The organism is Sphingobium sp. RSMS (genome assembly GCF_005406185.4).
GTDB classification, from domain to species: domain Bacteria; phylum Pseudomonadota; class Alphaproteobacteria; order Sphingomonadales; family Sphingomonadaceae; genus Sphingobium; species Sphingobium fuliginis.
This window is the reverse complement of sequence record NZ_CM191258.1, coordinates 821,515-842,107: the sequence shown is the minus strand read 5'-3', so window position 1 is coordinate 842,107 and position 20,593 is coordinate 821,515. Positions and strand designations below refer to the sequence as shown.

Below are 20,593 nucleotides of genomic sequence, written 5' to 3'. Positions count from 1 at the left end.
GAAGGCACGCGATGAACGGCTATCAGCATTTGGGTTTGGATGAGCGGCGGGATATCTATCGGTTGATGGCAACCGGACGATCTGTAAGGCAAATCGCGGATGTCCTGGGGCGTCATCCTGCGACGATTTATCGAGAGCTCAAGCGCAACCGGCATCTGGATGAGCATCCGATATTTCGAGGCTATTATCCGACGGTTGCACAGACCATGGCCCGTGGGCGTCGAGTGCGTGGCGGCAAGATCGCGCGCAGGCCAGAACTCGCCGCTTATATCGCTGACCGGTTGTCGGCGGCCTGGTCGCCCGAGCAGATTGCCGGCTACCTTCGCCGCCATCGCGGTATGCGCGAGGCGGTGTGCCACGAAACCATCTACCAATATGTCTATGGACCTGATGGACGGCACCAGAAACTGTGGCGCCATCTGCCTGTCGCCCGCCGTTCGCGTCGGCAACGCTATGGCCGAAAGCCACGCGGGCTCCATATTCCCTTGCTCAATACGATCGGTGCACGACCGCAGGAAATAGGCGATCGCAGCAGCTTCGGGCATTGGGAAGGCGATCTCCTAATCTTCAGGAGGGAATATGGCAAAGCCAATCTTACCTCGCTGGTCGAACGCCGCAGCCGCTTCACCTTCCTCGCGCGTAATCCGAGCCGCCACTCCGCAGGCGTCATGGCCGGCATCGATCGGCATTTGCATGCTCTGCCCCCTTCCCTCCGGCGCAGCATCACCTTTGATCGCGGCACGGAATTTGCCGCCTTTGCGACGCTGCGAAACAGGCTCGGCATTACCAGCTATTTCTGCTTGCCGTCAGCACCCTGGCAGAAAGGCGGCGTGGAAAATTGCAATGGACGGATACGGCGCTTCCTGCCCTCCAACACTGACATTGCGTTGCTATCGGACAAGGAGATCCAGGCCGTTGCCGATCGCCTCAACAGCACACCCCGCAAGTGCTTGGGCTATCGCACCCCGCATGAGGTTCTGAGAGAGCAGATCGCCCTCCTCAAGGCCGGATAAAATTTTGCCATCCGGGGTGGGGCTCGCCCCACCCCGGATGAAATGCTACGCATCACCTCGGGCGTCGCACTTCAAATCGAAACCGCCAACCAGCGGGCCGTGGTAAGGGGTCTGAACGGCCAGGTACCGGTGAGGCGGTCTCTTGAAATCTCCATGCCAGCCGCGGCTGTGATCGCGAGGTTTCCAATCGATCAAAGAAATTGGAAGACGGATTTTGAGTATCGGTGGATATTAAAAATCCGTCCATGAAAGACGTGGATCGAGAAAATATTGACTTCGGTGTCATGCGGTCCCATGATGTCGTTAAGAGTCCAATATAGTTGTTGGATATTTTGTTGGTCTCGAAATTTGTAGTTATTAAATTATTTTGAATGTCCAGCGATGTGCGTGTGTTTTTGGAATCCTGCTCCCGTCTCAAGAGGAGCTAGGAAGTCTCATTAAGTCCCTGGCATTAAGGTTGTCTTGGTTGCCGAATCCGAAACTCGCTGGGGCTATCATGCTAAGCTTGCTGAGATGGGGGGCGAACGGGCAGTTCGTTACCGTACTCGTATTCGCGGCTGATGATGGCACAGCAGACATTGAGGATTCGCTCCTCGAGATACACCTCACTCGACTTTGACTTCGAGGACGGTGTCTTCGCCGATGCCGACCAGTTCTGTAAAGCGCAGCGGGCGACCTCCCCGGGTGGAGGCGTGTTTTGGCAAGGTCTTGTCACTGAGACGGGCGACTATTCCATCGCTGGCGCATAAGCACTGTCCGAACAAGATGACGATCGATCACTTTAGGTCTCCCTTCGGCGAGGAGCCAACGGGGGATTAATCAAACGATCGGAGCCTGGGATGAGAAATTTCCTTCCCCTTCGGTAGAGTTCCGCGCTCGCGGCGAGAGTGATAGGTGTTGAAGGTTGGTGCGGCTATATGGCCTCGACGATGGACATTGGGGGCGGGACCAGCTTCGGGCGGCCCTACCGCGGTTGACATCTGTCCCGCACCGTCCCAAGAAGTGGCATATCGTGCTTGTTGGCAATTTGTTGGCTTTCACGATATAGCATGCATTAAAATCTTATAATAACCAATTGCTTATCGGATTTGTGGGAACGTCATTATAGGGTTCCCAGTAAGAGGTGGTGAGCGTGCCCACCAGCCCGATGCGCGACGTCGACGCCGCCACCGCCGACAGCAGGGTCAGCGGCTCCAGCCGGTTCAGGAAATGCGGCGCGGTATCGGGCGTGATGAAGGGCGAATCCACGATGAAGACCAGGTCGAACTTCGCCGCCTCCGCCGCCCGGGCATTGTCGATATACCAGTCGATGTCGATGCTGGCGTCGCCCGGCAGCTCGGGGTCGAGCCAACTGACATGATCCGCCCCGACCCCTTCCAATATCGCGCCAAGATGCAATTGCCGCTGCGCCGTGTCCGCCATGTCCAAATCCTCCGAATATGGGAAAAGTCTAGACCAGGCGGTGGGACAGTGACCAACGAGGCCTTCTCATAGGCTGTTTGAAGCTTCTGAACGGAACCGCTTATTTCGCCTTGACGGCGACCGCCTCGATCTCGACCAGAAAGCCCGGATTGGCGAGAGCGGCGACCTGCACCGTCGACCGGGCGACCTTGTTGGGCTGCGCCGCCGTGCCGAAGAACTGGGCATAGCCTTCGGAAAAACCCTTGAAATCCTGCTTCCCGCCCAGCTTGGGATCGCCCACCAGGAAGACGGTCAGCTTGACCACGTCCTGCAGGCCATAACCCTGTGCCGCCAGCAGCGCCTCGATCTTGCGGAAGATGCCGACCGTCTGCGTCCGCGTGTCGCCATAGGCGGCGGGTGTCGTGGGGTCGGCCGCCTTGTCGGCCACGGGCGGCACCTGCCCGCTCAGATAGAGCGTCTCCGCCCCGGCGGGCACGGTCACGCCGGTCAATATGGGCGATGGGCCCTCGGCGCCATGCCGGACGACCTCCGACGCGGCATGGGCGCTGCCGGCGCCGCCGACCAGCAGGCCCAGCGCGGCGAGGGGACGGATGAGGGGATGGGACATGATGAAACTCCTTCTTTCAGGCGTGACGGGGGGTGACGTTTGCGGGCGACGGTACCAGAGCATCGGCGGCGCGCCGGGCGGAAAGCACCGCGCCTTCCTGCCAATGGCCCGAATATTGGGACAAATGGCTGCCCGCGAACAGGAAAGGGCCATCGGGTTGGTTGAGCAGGCGAAAATCGTCCAGGCTGTTGCCGTCCGCATGCCAGTCCAGCCAGGGCCCCAGATTATGGGGCGTCTTGCGCCAGTTGACGACGACCGGGGATTGCAGGTCCGCGCCATGGCCGGGATGGATGCGATCGACGGCGGCGCGGGCCAGCGCGATCTGCTCCGGGATCGGCCGCGCGGCAAAGCTCTTCGCCGCGTCCAATGCCATATAGGCGGCGAGCAGGACCGCCTGCGGCTGCTGGAAACGGTCGGACGGATACCAGATGACGGAGGTTTCGCCGCCGACGAAGGACAGGCCGCCATAAATCTGCTGCTCTTCCCAGAAGGGACGGCTCTGGAAGGCGACCTTGACCGTATCCTGATAATGAGCGGCGGCTATCGCCCGCTTCACCGGCGCGCTGAAATCGCCCTTGATGCCCGCCAGCACCGGCAGGGGCAGGGTGATGATGGCGCGGTCGGCCCGCACGACCTGCGCGCCGCCCTTCGCATCGCGCCAGACGATGCCGACGCCCGCGCCGGCCCGCCTGATCTCCACTATGTCCGCCCCTGTGACGACGGGCTTGCGCAGCGATGCGGCCAGCGCGCGGGGAATCCGGTCCATGCCGCCGACGGGCGCCAGCATGGTCGCCTGCATGTAGATCTCTTCCTCGAACAGCAGGCCCGCCAGATTGGGATTGGCGAGCAACTGGTCGAGCGTTCGCGGCGCCACTGCCTGCTGCACCTCGTCGAACGCGCCCGGCGGCCGCGCCAGCCCCGACCGCGCGCTGCCGCCATAATGGCCGTCCGCCGCCAGGTCGCCATAGCCGGTGAGGAAGCTTTCCAGCGCCTTGCGCGTCGGCGCATCGATCGTCTGGTCGAACGACCCGGCGCGCAGCCCCTTTTCCAGCAGGGCGGACAGATGCCCGCGCAGGTCGTTCGCCGCCTGCCGCAGCCGCAGCGGCCCGTCCGCATCCGCGATGAAGGCGCTGCGGCTGCTGTTCACCAGCACCTCCAGCGGCACATGCAGGTCCCGGCAGAGGCCCAGAACGCCGTCATGATGGCTGGGAATCCGCGCCGCGCCCGCATTCAGGTACAGCCCGTCGCCAAAGCCGACCCGCTGCGTCGTCCCGTCTGTGTCGGTGAAGCTGTCGCCGCCGCGCAGCGTCCACACCCGCCCGCCGACGCGCTCGCGCGCCTCCAGCACGGTGACGTCGACGCCGCGTTGCTCCAGTTCCCTTGCGGCGACCAGCCCGGCGATCCCCGCGCCCAGGATGACGACGCTCCCCACCCCGTCCGTCCGGGTCGCACCAACGACCGGAGCGGGAAGCGCCGCCGCGAGCGTGGCGCCGCCCAGCGACCGGAGCAGGGCGCGCCGGTCGAGCGGCGCCACGCCCTTAAAGCTCCGCCGAGACACGGAGATACCAGAATCCGCCCAGCACGCCGAGTGGCGAGGCGTCGGGATAGACGAACCCGCTCGCCGGAGCGCCGGTGGAAGGATAGAGCAGCCGGGTCTCGCGGTCGGGATAATTGTCGAAGATATTCTCCCCGCCCACGGCGATCCGGAACTTGTCCGCGACCTTCACGCCGACCTCCAGATCGAAGGAGACTTCCGCGCCGAAAGTCTTGTTCCCGCCATTGGAGGCAAGCTGGTTATTGGTGAACTTGCCGAAATAATTGGCGCGGGCGACGACATCGACCGGTCCTGCCTCCGCCGTCTGGGTGAACACGCCGCGCCAGCGGGGCAGCAGCGTCTCGATGTCGCGCTTGCGCTCGTCGTCGATCAGTTGCAGGGACCGTCCGCCCGGCAAGGTGATGGTCCGGCGATAGCTGAGCTTCGTACGGTTGTAATTGACCGCCAGCGACGATCCCAACTTGCCCCAGCCCGTATTCGCCCGATAATTCGCCACAAAGTCCACGCCCTGGGTCCGGGTGCCGAAACCATTGGTGAAATATTGGACCGCGCCCAGCGAATTGGGATCGACCACGCCCAGCGCGGCCAGTTGCACCCGATCCGCATCCGTCACCGAAACCCGACTGGTCAGTCCGATGCGGTTCGTCACCTTGATATTGTAATAGTCCGCCGTGATGGTGAAGGACGGTGTGGGCGTCAGGACAAGACCGCCGCTGAAATTGACCGACTCCTCGGGCTTCAATGCGGTCGCGCCATAATATCTGGCGGCGGCGTCTTCGGGCGACAATGTGGCGATCTGCACCGGCACCGGATTGGTGCCGATGAAGGCGGTCTGCAGGTTGCGCAGGTAAAGCTGCCCCGGCGTCGGCGCGCGGAAGCCGGTGCTGGCCGCCCCGCGCAACGCGATGGCGTCGCTGAACGCATAACGCGCCGTCGCCTTCACATTGGCGGTGCCGCCAAAGTCGTCATAATGTTCGTAACGCACCGCCCCGCCCAGGGTGAAGCGCGGCGTCACGTCCACCTCCAGGTCCAGATAGGCCGCCTGGCTGGCGCGCGACCGGTCGACGATCGATGTCGGGCCATAGCCGGGAAAGCCGTTGGAGCCGACCGGATGCGTGACGAGGAAGGTCGAACCGTCGGCGCGCCGCACCGTCTGGGACGCATAGATGCCCTGCGTATAGGACGCCGCGTCGCCCGCGCCGATCAGGAAGCTCTCGCGCCGATATTCGAAGCCGCCTGCAATGTTGAGCGGGCTGGCAAGGCCGATCTCCAGCGGATAGCTAAGGTCCAGATTGGCGTTCAGCTCGCGCTGCTCCAGCGACCCGTCATAGAAGTCGGTCGGTGAATCCGGCCCCAGCGACGGGTTGAATGTGTCGCTGATATAATATTTGATCCGGTTCTGGCCGTAACCGATGCTGGCGTCATAATGCAGTCCGCCGATTTCGCCCTTATAGCCGCCGACAGCGGAAATGTCCGTATTGGTGCTGCGGAACCGCGGCGTGAAGCCATTGGGAAAGATATTGGCGTCATTCCAGGTCCGCCCATCGGCATTCCATGTCCCATCGGCATTGCGGTCGAGATAATAGAGCGAAATCGACTTGCCGAAGGTGAAGGGACTGCCGGCCGGCCCTGTCGTCGTCACGGCGATCGGACGCCGATAGTTGAAGTCGATGACCTGATCCGAATAGCCGTAATTGCCGAAGAAATAGAGCGCGTCGTCGCCCAGCGGCAGTTCCGCGTTGACGAAGAAGCGATAGGCTTCGGTATCGGGACTGCCGAACCTCGTCACCGGCTGCTTGACGTCATAGCCCAGCGCTTCCAGAACCACCGCGTCCGGACGCTGTACGGCGCGATTGGTGTCATGGGCATTGATATATTCGCCGGTCAGGTTGATGAAGCCGCCTTCATTGCCCAGCTTCAATCCCCAATTGCCCGACAACTGGATGTCGCGCCCGTCGCCCTCATAATATTCGCCATAGCGTGCGTTGAGGCTCAGCCCTTCCGCATTGCTCTTGAGCGCGAAGTTGATGACGCCGGCAATCGCGTCCGATCCATATTGGGCGGCGGCGCCGTCGCGCAACACCTCGACCCGCTGGACCGCCGCGCCGGGAATCTGCGACAGGTCGGCGCTCTGCGACCCGGCGGCGAGCGACCCGCCGCTCACCTGCACCAGCGCGGAACGGTGGACGCGCTTGCCGTTGATCAGCACCAGCGTCTCGTCCGGCGGCAGGCCGCGCAACGTCGGCGGCCGGACGAAGGCCGATCCGTCGAACAGCGCGTTGCGCTGAAGGTTGAAGGAGGGAACCAGATTCTTGATCGCGGCCTTGATGTCGCTGGTCGCCTGCGACGCCAGGTCGCCGGCGCTGAAGACGTCCACCGGCACGGCGGATTCGCTGACCGTGCGATCCGTCCGGCGCGTACCCGTGACGATGATCGCGTCGCGTTCACTCGCGGCCGCCGCCGCCGCATTGTCGGCGGGCTGCACCTGCGCCTGCGCGCCTTGGGCAAGCGCCACCGCCGCCAGGGCCACGCCGGCCCCGGCCCAGATTTTCACCGAATGCATGAAGTCCCCCTGCTTATGATTTGTCGCATGATCCGCGCGGGCGGGACATGGCTTCGGCCCCATCCCTGCGCTGAATTATCTACTATATCGGTAGATTATTGAGGCAATCGAGTTTTCGTCATAGATGGAACGGTGCGGAATATAGGGCGATTTCCGGACGATCGATCCCGCTCCGGTTCGCGATCCGACCGGCTGCAAGGGGGAGCGACCTTGCCGCTCCCCTCCGTCAAAGCCCGGCCCGCGGGCGATCAGGCGGCGCTCTTTTCGGCCGCTTTGCTGCTGTAGCGATTGTCCGGCTGGGCAAGGCCCAGATGTTCGCGGAAGGTGGTGCCTTCATATTCGGTGCGGAACAGCCCGCGCGCCTGCAGGATCGGGATCACCCTGTCGACGAACAGGTCGAGCTGCCCGGGCAGCGGCTCGAACACGACGAAGCCGTCGGCGGCGCCGCTTTCGAACCATTGCTGCAACCGGTCGGCAACGGTCTCGGGCGACCCGACGAAGGCGCCGCGCGGCGTCGCCAGCCTTTCGGCCACTTGCCGCAGGGTCAGCTTTTCGGCGCGCACCAATGCCAATATCCGCAACGTCGCGCTCTGCTGGCTATTGATGCCGATATGCTCGACGTCCGGGAAGGGCGCGTCCAGATCATATTGGCGGAAATCATGATCGTTGAAGGTCCGCGACAGGAAGCCAAGGCCGGTATCGATCGATTCCAGCGACGCCAGTTCGCGATAACGCGCCTCCGCATCCTCGTCCGTCTCTCCGACGATCGGGGCGATTCCCGGCAGGATGAACAATTGGTGCGGATCGCGGCCGAAACCCTTGGCCCGCGCCTTCACATCGGCATAATAGGCCCGGCCCGCCTCCTCGTCCTCGGCATGGGTGAAGATGACCTCCGCCCGCTTCGCCGCGAAATTGCGCCCGTCGTCCGAAGCGCCCGCCTGGAAGATGACCGGCTGGCCCTGCGGCGTCCGCTTGATGTTGAGCGGCCCGCGCACCTGGAAGAACTCGCCCTTGTGGTCCAGCCGGTGGAGCCGCTCCGGATCGACGAACTGGCCGCTTTCCTTGTCCGCGACATGGGCGTCCTCCTCCCAGCTGTCCCACAGGCCCTGGACCACGTCCAGATATTCCCCGGCGATGCGGTAGCGCACGGCATGGGGCGGATGCTCGGTCTTGCTGAAATTGGCGGCGGTATCGCCCAGCCAGGACGTCACGATGTTCCATCCCGCCCGGCCGCCGCTCAGATGGTCGAGCGAGGCGAACTGGCGCGCGACGTTGAACGGCTCGGAATAGCTGACCGTCAGCGTTCCCACCAGCCCGATGCGGGATGTGGTCGCCGCCAGCGCGGACAGGATGGTGATCGGCTCGAAGCGGTTGAGATAATGCGGACTGGACTTCTCCGTGATCGACAGGCTGTCCGCGACGAAGAGGAAATCGAACTTGCCGCGTTCGGCGGTGGCCGCCTGCTTCTGGTAAAAGGCCAGGCTGGTGCTGGCATTGACGTCGCGGCCGGGGTGCCGCCAGTCGTTCCAGGTGCGGCCGACGCCGTGCAGGATGAAGCCGAGCTTGATATGACGGTGCTGGGACATGATCGGTTCTCGCTCAATGATTGGCGCGGACCGGTCTATTATTCCGCCCATCGGCCGACCAACGCATAATGGTCGGCCATTTATCGATTTTGCAAAACCATTGAGCGCGGCTCGTAATTGGGCAGCGACGGCAAATATGCCGGATGCGGCAACTCCCCGGCGCGCGGTTCCAGCTTCGCCAACACTGTCCACAGCCACAGCGCATCGTTCGCCGCGCGATGGCGGGCCGGGCAAAGCCGGTCCGCATGCCGCTGCGCCGCGAATATGTCCTCGCTCGTCACCGCCAGCGCGTCGAGGATGGCGGAGACATGCTCGATCGGACGGGCGCTTTCCCGGCCGGCGGCCTTCGCCAGCATATCCCACCAATAACCGTCGATGCCGCTGTCCGCGACAAGGCGCCGTCCGCCGACCGCCCGGTCGAGTTCGGCGAAGACCCGATCGGCCGGCATGCCCTCCTGCTCCAGCTGCTCCGGGCTTATGCCGTGCAGGTCCAGCGCTTCCCGCGTCCAGTCCCATGCGCGCCAGTCGGTCAGGGGACGGATCAGCCAGGACCGGGCGCCCTTCGCATCGGCTATCCCGACCTCGATTGGAAAGGACCGGCCATGACGGGGAAGGCAGCTCGCTTCGAAATCGATCGTCACATAATCCATGGGCGCGATCTCCGTTATTCCGGCAATTGCCACGATCCCGACCGGATGTGGCGACGCTCCTTCCGTTCCGATCTACAGGCTTCGGACGGCGAACAGTTATTTTCTCTGCCCGAAGAACCATGAATGATTGGAATAGGAGGACCGATCAATTGTTCCGCCAAGGCAATGATATTGAAGGACCCGTATTTCCACATGGATGAGTATTGCCAATAATATTCGGATATTCAAAGCATGCCGACCAATCATCATAACCGGACGGCGCATCCATCCCTTAGCAATGGTCCTGCACGGAAATCGTCCGGCGACCTTGAAAGGTGATGATATGTCCTCCGCAGCAGCAGATATTCTGGACCGCGCCGATGGGATCATCGGCATCCGCCCCCTGCAACCGACCATCGGCGCCGAAATCGACGGCGTCGATCTCAGCAGGCCGCTTTCCCCCGGACAGCGCGACGCGATCCGCGCCGCCCTGTTGCGCTACAAGGTCGTGTTCTTCCGCGACCAGCCGCTGACCAATGAACAGCATGCCGCCTTCGCCGCGGCCTTCGGCCCGCTCTACACCCATCCCAGCACCACCGCCGATTCCAGGATCGCGCCCATCCACAAGATCGCGGCGGCCGACGCGGCCCGATATGAAAAGCGCATCCATCGGGACGTAAGGCCGGGCGACGCCTATCACAGCGACACGAGCTGGCGGCTGGTGCCGACCTGGGGCGCCGTGCTGCGCGCCGTCACCCTGCCCGATGTTGGCGGGGACACCATCTGGGTCGACGCGCATCTCGCCTATGAAGGGCTGTCGGACGACGTCAAGGCGCGGCTGGAGGGGCTGCACGTCACCCATGACTTCCGGGAAGCTCTGGTCGGCGCCGGGCACGACTATCCCATCGTCGCGCATCCCGTCGTGCGCACCCATCGCGAAACCGGGCAGAAGATCCTCTGGGTCAACTATACCCAGCGGCCGCAGATATTGGGCGTGGAACTGGCGGAGAGCCGCGAATTGCTGGAGGAGATCGTCCGGCAATATAAGCGGCCCGAATATCAGGTCCGCTTTTCCTGGCGTCCCAACTCGGTCGCCTTCTGGGACAATCGGGCGGCGGTTCACTATGCCGTGCGCAACTATGGCGATTTCCCGCGCGTGCTGGAACGCATCCTGATCGCGGACGAACCGCTCTACGCGAACCTCTGATCCTTGGCGGGCCGGTTGCGGCTGCCGCCGCCGCCGGTCCCGGAGACGCCATGACGCGCACCATCCTCTCCCGGCGCAGGGTTCTTCCCTGGATCGTCCTCTTCGCCCTGATCGCGCTCGCCGCCATCGGCTTCGCCTCGCTCCGCCCGCATGGCGGGGGCGATCCGGGCCGCCCCGTCCTGAAGATCGGGGATCAGCGCGGCGGCGCGCAGGCGTTGATGCGCGCCGCCGGCGAACTGGACGATCTGCCCTACCGGATCGAATGGGCGCAGTTTCCGGCAGCCTCTCCCTTGCTGGAGGCGCTGGCGGCGGGCGCGATCGATGTGGGGGGCGTCGGCGCTCCGCCCTTCGCCTTCGCCTATGCCGGCGGCGCGAAGATCAAGGCGGTCTTCGCCTATCGCCCGCAGGGCCCCGGCGTTGGCCGCGCCTCCGCCATCGTCGTGCCGAAGGACTCGCCGGTCCGGTCCGTGGCGCAGCTCAAGGGGCGCAAGCTTGCCACCGTGCGCGGTTCGGCCGGGCAGGATCTGGCGCTCCGCCTGATCGAACAAGCGGGCCTTGCGTCGTCCGATGTCCGCTGGACCTATCTCGACAACGGCGCGGCCAAGGCGGCGCTGGAAAGCGGCGCGATCGACGCCTGGTCGACCTGGGGCAGCTATGTCGGCATCGCGGTCATGGAAAATGGCGACCGGGTGCTGGCCGATGCCAGCGGCCTTCCCGCCCAGACGGGTTTCTTTGCGGCATCGGACTCCGCGATCCACGGTAAGCGGCCGATACTGGCCGATTTCCTGGCGCGGCTGAGCCGGGCGCGGCGCTGGGCGGCGGCGCATCCCGACGCCTTCGCCCGGACGCTGGCGCAGGAGACCGGCCTGCCCTTCAAGGTCGCCCGTTTCTCCATCACCGCCTATATCGGCACGGCGGAACCGATAAACGATGCTCTGGTTCGCGAACAGGCCGAAATCTTTGCCCGTTACCGCCGCGCCGGCATCATCCCCGCGCTGCCCGACATTCGCGGCGCCTATGACCCGTCCTTCAACGCCACGACCCTGGCCCGGCGGGACTGACGCCCTCTTTTTCATTTCGAAGGATCTCCGATGAAAAGCCTGCTTCTCGCCGGCGCCGCACTTTCCGGCGCCGTCCTTCCATCCTTCGCCGCCGCGCAGGAGCTTGCCGCCGCCGACGATGCGGAAGCCGCCGGATCGGCCATCGTCGTCACCGGCACGCGCCGGGGCGGGGGAGGGACGGTGGCGGACAGCCCCGTGCCCATCGACGTCATCAGTCCCCAGGAATTGCAGGCCACCGGCCGCACGGGCCTCAAGGAAGTGCTGGGCAACATCATCCCCTCCCTCACCATGCCGGCGCTGGGCGGCGGCGGCACCTCGGCCAGCGTGCGCCCCATCTCCATCCGGGGCCTGTCGGGCGACTATCTGCTGGTGCTGGTCAACGGCAAGCGGCGGCACACGACCGCGCTCATCAATAACCTTTCGCGCATATCGGGCGGTTCCACTCCCGTCGACATCGACCTCATCCCCACCAACGCCGTGGGCCGGATCGAGGTGCTGCGCGACGGCGCCGCCGCCCAATATGGGTCGGACGCGATTTCCGGCGTCATCAACATCCTGCTGGACGACGCGCCGGAGGGCGGCTCCTTCTCAGCCACCGCCGGGCAGCTTTACGAAAAGGGCGGCGCACTGGTGCAGCAGGGGCTAAGCTACGGCACCCGCATCGGCGGCGACGGCTTCGTCCGCATCGCCGTGGAGGGGAAGTATCACGACCGCGCCGACAGCTCCGCCGAACCCGTGCCCTATGTCTATCCCTTCGTGAACGGCGCCCCGGACCCGCGCGAGGCCCATGCGGATCATCTGATCGCGGGCGGCTATGGCCGGTCCAACCGGGACAAGATCGTCAACGGATCGGTCAATGCCGAACTGCCCCTCGGCGCGCTGACCGCCTACAGCTTTTCCACCCTCAGCTATCGCGACATCGATGACAAGCGCGGCGCGATCTTCCCGGCGACCACCGGCTATGGCGGGCAGGCGAATGTGCAGGGCCAGACATCCCTTCCCGGCCTCTATCCCTCCGGCTTCCAGGCGCGCCGGCGCATCGAGGAATGGGACTGGCAATCCGCCATCGGCCTGCGCGGCGATCTGACGGCAGGCTGGTCGTTCGACCTCTCCACCAGCTATGGGCGCGACCATGTGAAGCTGGGCGCCGAAGGCACTCTCAACCCTTCGCTCGGCCCGTCCAGCCCGACAAGCTTCTTCATGGGCAAGCAGATACAGGACCTCTGGGTCAACAATCTGGAATTCACCCGCGGCTACGACATCGGCACGGCCCGTCCGCTCGACGTGGCCATCGGGTTCGAGCATCGCTGGGAGAAGTTCCGCAACCGCGCGGGGGAGCCGGACAGCTATCGCGACGGCGGCTATGTGATCCCCGCCGACGGAACGCCCTTCGGCAACGCCTATGGCGGGCGGTCGCCATCGCCGGGACTGGTTTCCTTCACCGGAACCTCCCCGGCGGACGAGGCGACGCTCAGCCGCAACAACATCGCGGCCTATGTCGACCTGTCGACCGATCTGACGCCCGGCTGGTTCGTCGGCGTCGCCGGACGCTTCGAACATTATGACGACAGCGCGGGCGACACGGTGTCGGGCAAATTCTCGACCCGTTACGAATTCGCGCCCGGCCTTGCCGTCCGTGGCGGCGTCAACACCGGCTTCCGCGCTCCCTCGCTGGCGCAGGGCGGCTTTTCGACCACGCAGAACACGGCGACGATCATCGGCAATAACCGGGTCAGCACCACATCGAAATTCCTGCCGGTCGGCAGCATCGCCGCGCAGGCGCTGGGCGCCACCCCGCTGAAGCCGGAAAAGTCGCTCAACTATACGGCCGGCCTGTCCTTTGAGCGCGGCCCGTTCCGCCTCACCGTCGACGCCTATCAGATCGCGGTGGACGACCGCATCGTCAAGACCGAATTCCTCGGCACGGCGGCCAATGGAGGGGCGGCCATCCGCGCCATCCTGGTCGCCAACGGCATCGACGATGTCGACAGCGCCCAATTCTTCGCCAACGCCATCGACACCCGCACGCGCGGCATCGACGTCGTGACGGAATATACGCTGCGCACCGGCGCGCTCGGCAGTTTCCGCCTGAACGCGGCCTATAGCTATAACCGCACGAAAATCACCCATGTCGTCGACACGCCGCCGGAACTCGCCTCGCTCAACGTCACCCTGTTCGGGCGCCAGGCGCAGCGCGACCTCGTCGCCGCGACCCCGCGCACGAAGCTGGTGCTGACGAACGACTGGTCGCTGGGCCGCCTGCATGCGCTGGCGCGGCTGACCCGCTTCGGCCGCTATGTGGAATCGAGCAATGTCGCGACCGGCGACCGGCGCTTCGGCGCGAAATGGATCGCGGACCTCGATGTCGGCTATGACATCAGCGATCGGCTGACGCTGTCGGTCGGCGCGAACAATCTGTTCGACGTCTATCCCGACCGCCATGGCGTGATCGCCTATGACGGATCGGGCGCCTACGGCAATTTCGCGCCGTTCGGGCTGAGCGGCGGCTTTTATTATGGGCGCGTTTCGGCGCGCTTCTGACCGCCGCCGCGCTGCGGGCTCAACTGCTGGTCCAGCCGCCGCCCAGCGCCCTGAACAGGTCGACCTGGGCGAAGGCCACCACCCGGTTCGCCGTCGCCAGATCGCTCTCCGCCGCCGCCAGCGTCCGCTGCGCGTCCAGCACGGTCAGGAAATCGATCTGCCCCTCCCGCTGCCGGGCAAGGCTGATGCGGGCCGCCCGCCCGGCGGCCTCCCGCGCGGGCTTCAGCGTATCGCGGCGCTCCAGCGCATGGGCATAGACGGACAGCGCCGTCTCGGTTTCCTCCAGCGCCTGCAGCACCGTGCCGTCGAACGCCGCGAGCGACCCGTCGGCATCGGCCCTGGCGGCTGCGATCCGGGCGCGATTGGCCTCCTGATTGGGGAAGGCCCAGTTGATCAGCGGCCCCAGCAGCCAGCGGAACGGCCCGCCGCCGAAAATATCGCCGCCGCCCACCGCCGTCGTGCCGATCGATCCGCCCAGCGTGATGCGCGGATAAAGGTCCGCCGTCGCCACCCCGATCCGCGCCGTGTCGGCGGCCAACCGCTGCTCGGCGGCCCGCACGTCCGGACGCCGGGCCAGCAGGGCGCGCCCGTCCCCCACCGGTATGGGCTGGCTGAGGCCGGGCGTCGTCTTCTGGTCCTGCACCGGCGCGGGCAGCTCCTGCGGCGTCCGCCCCGTCAGCGTCGCCAGCCGGAACAGCGCGCTGTCCCGGTCCGCGATCAGGCTGGGGATGATCGCCGCCTGCTGGTCGCGCAGCGCCGTCACGCGGATCACGTCCAGCCGGTCCGACCGGCCCACCTCGAACCGCGCATTGGTGATGCGGATGCTGTTGTCGAGCAGCGCCACCGTCTGCCGCGCCACGGCGATCCGCTCCGCCGAACTGGTCGCGTCGACATAGGCGCGCACCGTGTCCGCGACCACCGCCACGCGCACCGCGTCGGCGTCGGCCGCGGCGGCGTTGACGTCGCCCTTCGCCGCCTCGATGCTGCGCTTCACCCGCCCGAACAGGTCGACCTCATAGGCGACGTTCAACCCCGCATCGACGGTCCAGTTCTCGCGGTCGGCCCCCGGCAGCGTCTGCGCGGCCGACGCCCGGCCATAGCTGGGCGAACCGCTCAGGGTCGTCTGCGGCAGCCTGTCGGAACGGGCGCCGCGCAACTGGGCGCGGGCCTTTTCCAGCCGGGCGACGGCCACGCGGATGTCGCTATTGGCCTTCAGCGCGTCCTGCACCAGCCCGTCCAGCATCGGATCGCTGTAGAGCCGCCACCAATGCTCGTCGGCCTGCGCCGTGCTGACTGCTGTGCTGGCCGCCGGACTGGCCGCGCCGATAAAGGCCCCGGCAGCAGCGGTCGGGGTAGCCGGGGCCTTATAGTCCGGCCCTGCGGCGCAAGCGGTCAGGGCCGACGCGCCGAGCAGAAGGGGGAGGAGTGTCTTGATCATCATGCCGTTCCTTATTCGGCGGGTTGCAGCGCGGCGGGGGCCTGACCCTTGCCCTTGCGGGAAAAGCGGTCGCCCAATGCGCGGCACACGACATAGAAAGTGGGGGTGAAGAGCAGGCCGAAAGCCGTCACGCCGGTCATCCCGAAGAAGACGGCCGTGCCCAAAGCCTGCCGCAGCTCCGCGCCCGCCCCGCTCGCGATCACCAGCGGCACCGCGCCCAGGATGAAGGCGAAGCTGGTCATCAGGATCGGACGCAGACGGGTCTGCGCTGCCTGAACGGCGGCATCCACCGGCGAAAGTCCCTGTTCCTCTTCGGCCTGCTTGGCGAACTCGACCACCAGGATCGCGTTCTTCGCCGCCAGGGCGATCAGCACGACCAGCCCGATCTGCGTTAGGATATTATTGTCCATGCCCCGCAGGTTCACGCCCAGCATGGCCGCGAACAGGCACATCGGCACGATCAGGATGATCGACAGCGGCAGCGTCAGGCTTTCATATTGCGCCGCCAGCACCAGGAAGACGAAGAACACCGCCATGGCGAAGACGACGCCCGCCGTATTGCCGGCGATCACCTGCTGATAGGCGACGCCCGTCCATTCCTTGCCATAACCGGCGGGCAGGGTGGAATCGGCCAGCTTCTCCATCGTCGTCAGCGACTGGCCCGAACTGTATCCGGGCGCGGTATCGCCGTCGATCTCCACCGCCGGCAGCAGGTTGTAGCGCACCACGCGATAGGGGCCGGTCTTGTCCCTGAAGGTCGAGACGGAACCGATGGGCACCATCTGCCCGCTGTTCGACCGGGTCTTCAGATTGGCAATGTCCGCCACCGTGCCGCGATGGTCGGCATCGGCCTGCGCGGTCACGCGATAGGTGCGCCCCAGCAGGTTGAAGTCGTTGACGAAGGCGGAGCCCAGATAGACCTGCATCGCTTCGAACACGCGCTCCGGCGGCACGCCCAGCAGGTCGGCCTTGCGCCGGTCCACATCGGCATAGACGCGGGGCGTGCCGACATCGAACAGCGTATAGACCATGTTGAGTCCGGGCGTCTGGTTCGCCTTGGCGATGAAGTCCTGGGCGACCTTGTTCAGCCCGGCATAGCCATGATCCTCACGATCCTGCACCATCAGGCGGTATCCGCCCGCCGAACCGATGCCCTGGATGAGCGGCGGCGGCACGAGCAGGATGCGGGCCTTGTCATAACCGGCGACGGCCTTGTTCGCCTGCTCCATGATCCCGGCATAGGTGACGCCTTCTTGCCGACGCTCGGCGAAGGTCTTGAACGGGAAGTAGATGGCGGCGCTGTTGGGCGCCTGCGTCTGCGAAGGGCCATGGAAACCGGCGAACATCACCGCGCCGCGTAGGCCCTTTACCGGCAGGATTCTCGCCGCGACCTCCCGCGTCACCTTGTCGGTGCGTTCCAGCGAAGCGCCGGAGGGCAACTGCACCACGGCCAGGAAATAGCCCTGATCCTGCGCGGGGATGAAGCCGCCGGGCGTCACCCAGAACAGGGCGATGGTGGCGGCGATCAGCCCCGAATAGGTCAGCAGCATCTTCTTGGGCCGCGCGACGAGGAAGCGGGTGAGGCGGGCATAGCCAGCGCTCAGCCGGTCGAAGCCGCGATTGAAGCGGTCGGCCGCCTGCCCGGCCAACCGGCGCCAGCGCGGCGCATTGTCCAGATCATGCCCGCCATTTTGGGCATGGGGCTTCGACTTCAGCAACAGCGCCGCCGCCGCCGGAGACAGAGTGAGCGAGAGGATCAGCGAAATGATCGTCGCGGTCGAAATGGTGACGGCGAACTGCTGGTAGAAAGCGCCCGAAATGCCGGTGATGAACAAAGTCGGCACGAACACCGCACACAGGACGAGGACGATGGCGATCAGCGCCGTGGACACCTCATCCATGGACACGCGGGCGGCCTCCAGCGGCGACATGCCATGCTCGATATTGCGCTCGACATTCTCGACCACGACGATGGCGTCGTCGACGACGATGCCGATGGCCAGCACCAGCCCGAACAGCGACAGATTGTTCAGCGAATAGCCCAGCCCCGCCAGGATCGCCGCCGTGCCGATCAGCGAGACCGGAATGGCGATGATCGGGATGACCGCCGCGCGCCAGTTCTGGAGGAAGACCAGAATGACGAGCACGACCAGGATCACCGCTTCGAACAGCGTGTGATAGACGGCGTCGATGGACTGGGCGATGAATTCGGTCGGATTGTAGATGACGCTATATTCCAGCCCCTTGGGGAAGCGCTTGGAAAGCTGCTCCATCTCCGCCTTCACCTTCTCCGCCGCGTCCAGCGCGTTGGAGCCGGGGCGCTGCATCGTCGCGATGACGACGGTGGGCTTATTCGACAGATAGGTGTTGATGCCATAATCCTGCGCGCCCAGCTCGACGCGGGCGACGTCGCCCACCCGGACCTGACGGCCGTCCGCATCGGTGCGGATGACGATGTCCGCGAACTGCTGCGGCTCGGTCAGGCGGCCCTGCATCTCGACGCCAAGCTGGAAGGCCTCACCGCGATCATAAGGTGGCTGGCCGATGGAACCGGCGGACACCTGCACATTCTGGGCGCGCAGGGCCTGCACGATCTCGCCCGCCGTCAGGTTCAGCGCGGCGGCGCGGTCGGGGTCGATCCAGATGCGCATCGCATAGTCGCGCGATCCGAAAAGCTGCACGTCGCCCACGCCGTCCAGCCGCGCCAGCCGGTCGCGCACCTGCGTCAGCGCATAGTTGGAGATATAATCGCGGTCGAACGTCCCGTCCGGCGACTGGAGGTTCACGACCATCAGGAATTCCGGGGTGGTCTTGCGCGTGACGACGCCCAGCCGCTGCACCTCTTCGGGCAGGCGCGGGATGGCGACGGCGACGCGGTTCTGGACCAGCACCTGCGCGGCGTCCAGATCGGTGCCGACCTTGAAGGTGACGGTGATCGTGACCTTGCCGTCGCCGGTCGACTGGCTGCTCTGGTAGAGCATGTCGTCGACGCCGTTGATCTCCTGCTCGATCGGCGCGGCGACGGTGGACGCGACGGTTTCGGCGGATGCGCCGGGATATTGGGCGGAGACCGTGACCGTGGGCGGCACGATGTCGGGATATTGCGAGACGGGCAGACCGACAAAGGCGATCGCGCCGACCACGGTGATGATCACCGCGATCACGGCGGCAAAGATCGGCCGGTCGATGAAGAAACGGGAGAGGCGCATCGGACGAATTCCTCGATGGCGTGAAAAGGGGTTCGCGATCCGGGGCAGACGGACCGGCTATATCATTGCGTGCTCCTGCCCGCGCAGGAGCAGGTCTTCCTACGGCGTTCGGTCAGCGAGCGAAGGTCGCCTGCGCAGCGATGGGAGCGGCGCTATCCACCGCCGCAACCGGCGCCGGAGCCGCCTTGATCGCCGCCGGCTTCGTCGCGACTTTCGCGCCCGGCATGGCCGCCTGAATGTTCGACACGATCACCCGGTCGCCGGGCGTCAGCCCCGCGCGGATGATGCGCAGCCCGTCCACCACCGGACCCAGCTCCACCGGCTTCGTCGCGACGCTGTCGTCCCGCCCGACCACCAGCACGGTCTTGCGCGCCTGATCGGACTGGATCGCCTCATCCGGCACCAGCAAGGCATTGACCTTGCCGCCATTGGCCAGCCGCATATTGCCGAACAGCCCCGGCGTCAGGAACATGTCCGGATTGTCGAACACCGCGCGCACCCGGATCGTCCCCGAACGCGGGTCCAGCCCATTGTCGGTGAAGTCCAGACGGCCCTTGTGCCGATAATCCGCTTCATCCTGCAACCGCACCTCGACCGCCCCGCCAGCGCCCCTGTCGCGCTGCGACTTCAGGTACAGCGCCTCGGAAGCGTCGAAGTTGAAATAAATGGGATCGAGCTTGTTGACCGTCGTCAGCAATGTCGCGCCCGCCCCTTCACCCGCCGAGACGAGATTGCCGATATCGACCCGCCGGTCCGAAACCCGCCCCGAAATCGGCGCGCGGACCTGCGTGAACTCGACATCCAACGCCCGCTGCCGCTCCCGCGCCTGCGCCCCCGCCAGCGCGGCCTGCGCCGCCTGCAACCGCGACCGGAGCGAGTCGACCTCGCTTGCCGAAACCGCCTCATCCCCCGTCAGACGCTGGACGCGGCTATAATCATTCTGCGCCAGCAGCAAGGCGCTGCGAGCGCTCGCCGTGCTGGCCTTCGCCTCCGCCAGAGCCGCGAGGAAAGGCCGCTGGTCGATGGTGAAGAGCAGTTGCCCCGCCTTCACATAATCGCCGTCCCTGAAGTGGATCGCCGTCACCGACCCCGACACGCGGGGACGAATCTCGACGGTCTGACTAGGAGCGAAGCGTCCGACATAATCGTCCCACTGCGTCACCGCGCGGGTCAGCGGGGCGGAGACGCCCACGGTGACCAGCGGGGTGGCGGCGGCCTGCGCCTCGGGCCTGTCGATCAGCTTCCACGTCACGCCGCCCAGGATCGCGAGCGCGATCACGCCCAGCGAAACATGGCGCTTCCGCCAGCGGGCGAGGGGGGTGGCCGACCTGGTGTCGACGTCGATGGGGGTGTGCATGTTCATGGTGTCAGCTCCGGGAACCTTGGAAGCGCCGTTGCGCGCTGATGCTGGCCAGCAATGTTTCGAGCTGGCCCTCGTTGAATCCGGCCTTCAAAAAGGCCTTCAGGAAGGAAGGGCGGACCGCATAGCCGCGATGCCAGGCGTCGACCGCCAGACGGCGCAGGCTCTCCAGCCGCTTGTTGGCAAGGCGCGGATTGGCCCGCTCCCCAAAAATCCAGCTTTTCACCCGGTCCCAACGGTCAGGCGCGCGCAGCGACGACAGGCCGTCCCCCCGCGCAAGCTGGATGATCTGCCATTCGACGGGTGCGAAACCGGCGTTCGCCGCCCTTTTGACGCCAATCGCTCCGCCATCTTCGGCCAGCGTGGCAAGTTGCAGAAATGCCATGGCAATTCCCCTGTGCA

Annotated in this window: 14 protein-coding genes; 4 read left to right on the top strand and 10 right to left on the bottom strand. The window is 65.4% G+C overall.

What is annotated here, in order from left to right; genetic code table 11:
* Positions 1-11 precede the first annotated feature (11 nt).
* The gene (locus EGM87_RS21715; RefSeq protein ID WP_137708849.1) at positions 12-1,013 is read left to right on the top strand and encodes an IS30 family transposase; all 1,002 of its coding nucleotides are present in this window, start codon (positions 12-14) and stop codon (positions 1,011-1,013) included.
* 1,062 nt (positions 1,014-2,075) lie between these two features.
* Here the strand turns inward: EGM87_RS21715 and EGM87_RS21710 are convergent.
* From EGM87_RS21710 to EGM87_RS21685, 6 genes are all read right to left on the bottom strand, one after another.
* Positions 2,076-2,435, bottom strand: a complete 360-nt coding sequence (locus EGM87_RS21710) for an LLM class oxidoreductase (RefSeq protein ID WP_253719172.1) — start codon at positions 2,433-2,435, stop codon at positions 2,076-2,078.
* Between the two features lie 100 nt (positions 2,436-2,535).
* Complete coding sequence (locus EGM87_RS21705; RefSeq protein ID WP_025547998.1) at positions 2,536-3,042, bottom strand: RidA family protein; 507 nt, start codon at positions 3,040-3,042, stop codon at positions 2,536-2,538.
* A gap of 16 nt (positions 3,043-3,058) precedes the next feature.
* Entirely contained in the window at positions 3,059-4,576 is a 1,518-nt protein-coding gene (locus EGM87_RS21700; RefSeq protein WP_171407218.1) for a flavin monoamine oxidase family protein, read from the bottom strand.
* Between the two features lie 4 nt (positions 4,577-4,580).
* Positions 4,581-7,160: a TonB-dependent receptor plug domain-containing protein gene (locus tag EGM87_RS21695; protein ID WP_137708851.1), complete on the bottom strand. Its 2,580-nt coding sequence runs from the start codon at positions 7,158-7,160 to the stop codon at positions 4,581-4,583.
* A gap of 248 nt (positions 7,161-7,408) precedes the next feature.
* Positions 7,409-8,746 carry an LLM class flavin-dependent oxidoreductase gene (locus tag EGM87_RS21690; RefSeq protein ID WP_048576877.1) on the bottom strand — a complete coding sequence of 446 codons (1,338 nt, stop codon included), beginning with the start codon at positions 8,744-8,746 and terminating at the stop codon, positions 7,409-7,411.
* Between the two features lie 80 nt (positions 8,747-8,826).
* A complete protein-coding gene (locus tag EGM87_RS21685; protein WP_193989141.1) occupies positions 8,827-9,396 on the bottom strand; it encodes a 3'-5' exonuclease in 570 nt (189 codons plus the stop codon).
* Between the two features lie 322 nt (positions 9,397-9,718).
* On the opposite strand from EGM87_RS21685, the gene EGM87_RS21680 reads away from it, so the two are divergent.
* Genes EGM87_RS21680 through EGM87_RS21670 form a run of 3 tightly spaced genes read left to right on the top strand, consistent with a single transcriptional unit; the run spans position 9,719 to position 14,184 of the window.
* Complete coding sequence (locus EGM87_RS21680) at positions 9,719-10,582, top strand: TauD/TfdA dioxygenase family protein (protein WP_044661083.1); 864 nt, start codon at positions 9,719-9,721, stop codon at positions 10,580-10,582.
* A 50-nt stretch (positions 10,583-10,632) separates the two neighbouring features.
* Positions 10,633-11,643, top strand: a complete 1,011-nt coding sequence (locus tag EGM87_RS21675) for an ABC transporter substrate-binding protein (protein WP_137708852.1) — start codon at positions 10,633-10,635, stop codon at positions 11,641-11,643.
* 30 nt (positions 11,644-11,673) lie between these two features.
* Positions 11,674-14,184, top strand: coding sequence for a TonB-dependent receptor plug domain-containing protein (locus EGM87_RS21670; protein ID WP_137708853.1), 2,511 nt, complete (start codon positions 11,674-11,676; stop codon positions 14,182-14,184).
* A 19-nt stretch (positions 14,185-14,203) separates the two neighbouring features.
* Here EGM87_RS21670 and EGM87_RS21665 read toward each other — a convergent pair whose 3' ends face one another.
* The 4 genes from EGM87_RS21665 to EGM87_RS21650 form a co-directional block, all read right to left on the bottom strand.
* Positions 14,204-15,625 carry an efflux transporter outer membrane subunit gene (locus EGM87_RS21665; protein ID WP_410483121.1) on the bottom strand — a complete coding sequence of 474 codons (1,422 nt, stop codon included), beginning with the start codon at positions 15,623-15,625 and terminating at the stop codon, positions 14,204-14,206.
* An 8-nt stretch (positions 15,626-15,633) separates the two neighbouring features.
* Complete coding sequence (locus EGM87_RS21660; protein WP_044661086.1) at positions 15,634-18,831, bottom strand: efflux RND transporter permease subunit; 3,198 nt, start codon at positions 18,829-18,831, stop codon at positions 15,634-15,636.
* Positions 18,832-18,943: 112 nt separating this feature from the next.
* A complete protein-coding gene (locus tag EGM87_RS21655) occupies positions 18,944-20,194 on the bottom strand; it encodes an efflux RND transporter periplasmic adaptor subunit (RefSeq protein WP_137708856.1) in 1,251 nt (416 codons plus the stop codon).
* Positions 20,195-20,198: 4 nt separating this feature from the next.
* The gene (locus EGM87_RS21650; RefSeq protein WP_025549484.1) at positions 20,199-20,576 is read right to left on the bottom strand and encodes a hypothetical protein; all 378 of its coding nucleotides are present in this window, start codon (positions 20,574-20,576) and stop codon (positions 20,199-20,201) included.
* Positions 20,577-20,593 lie beyond the last annotated feature (17 nt).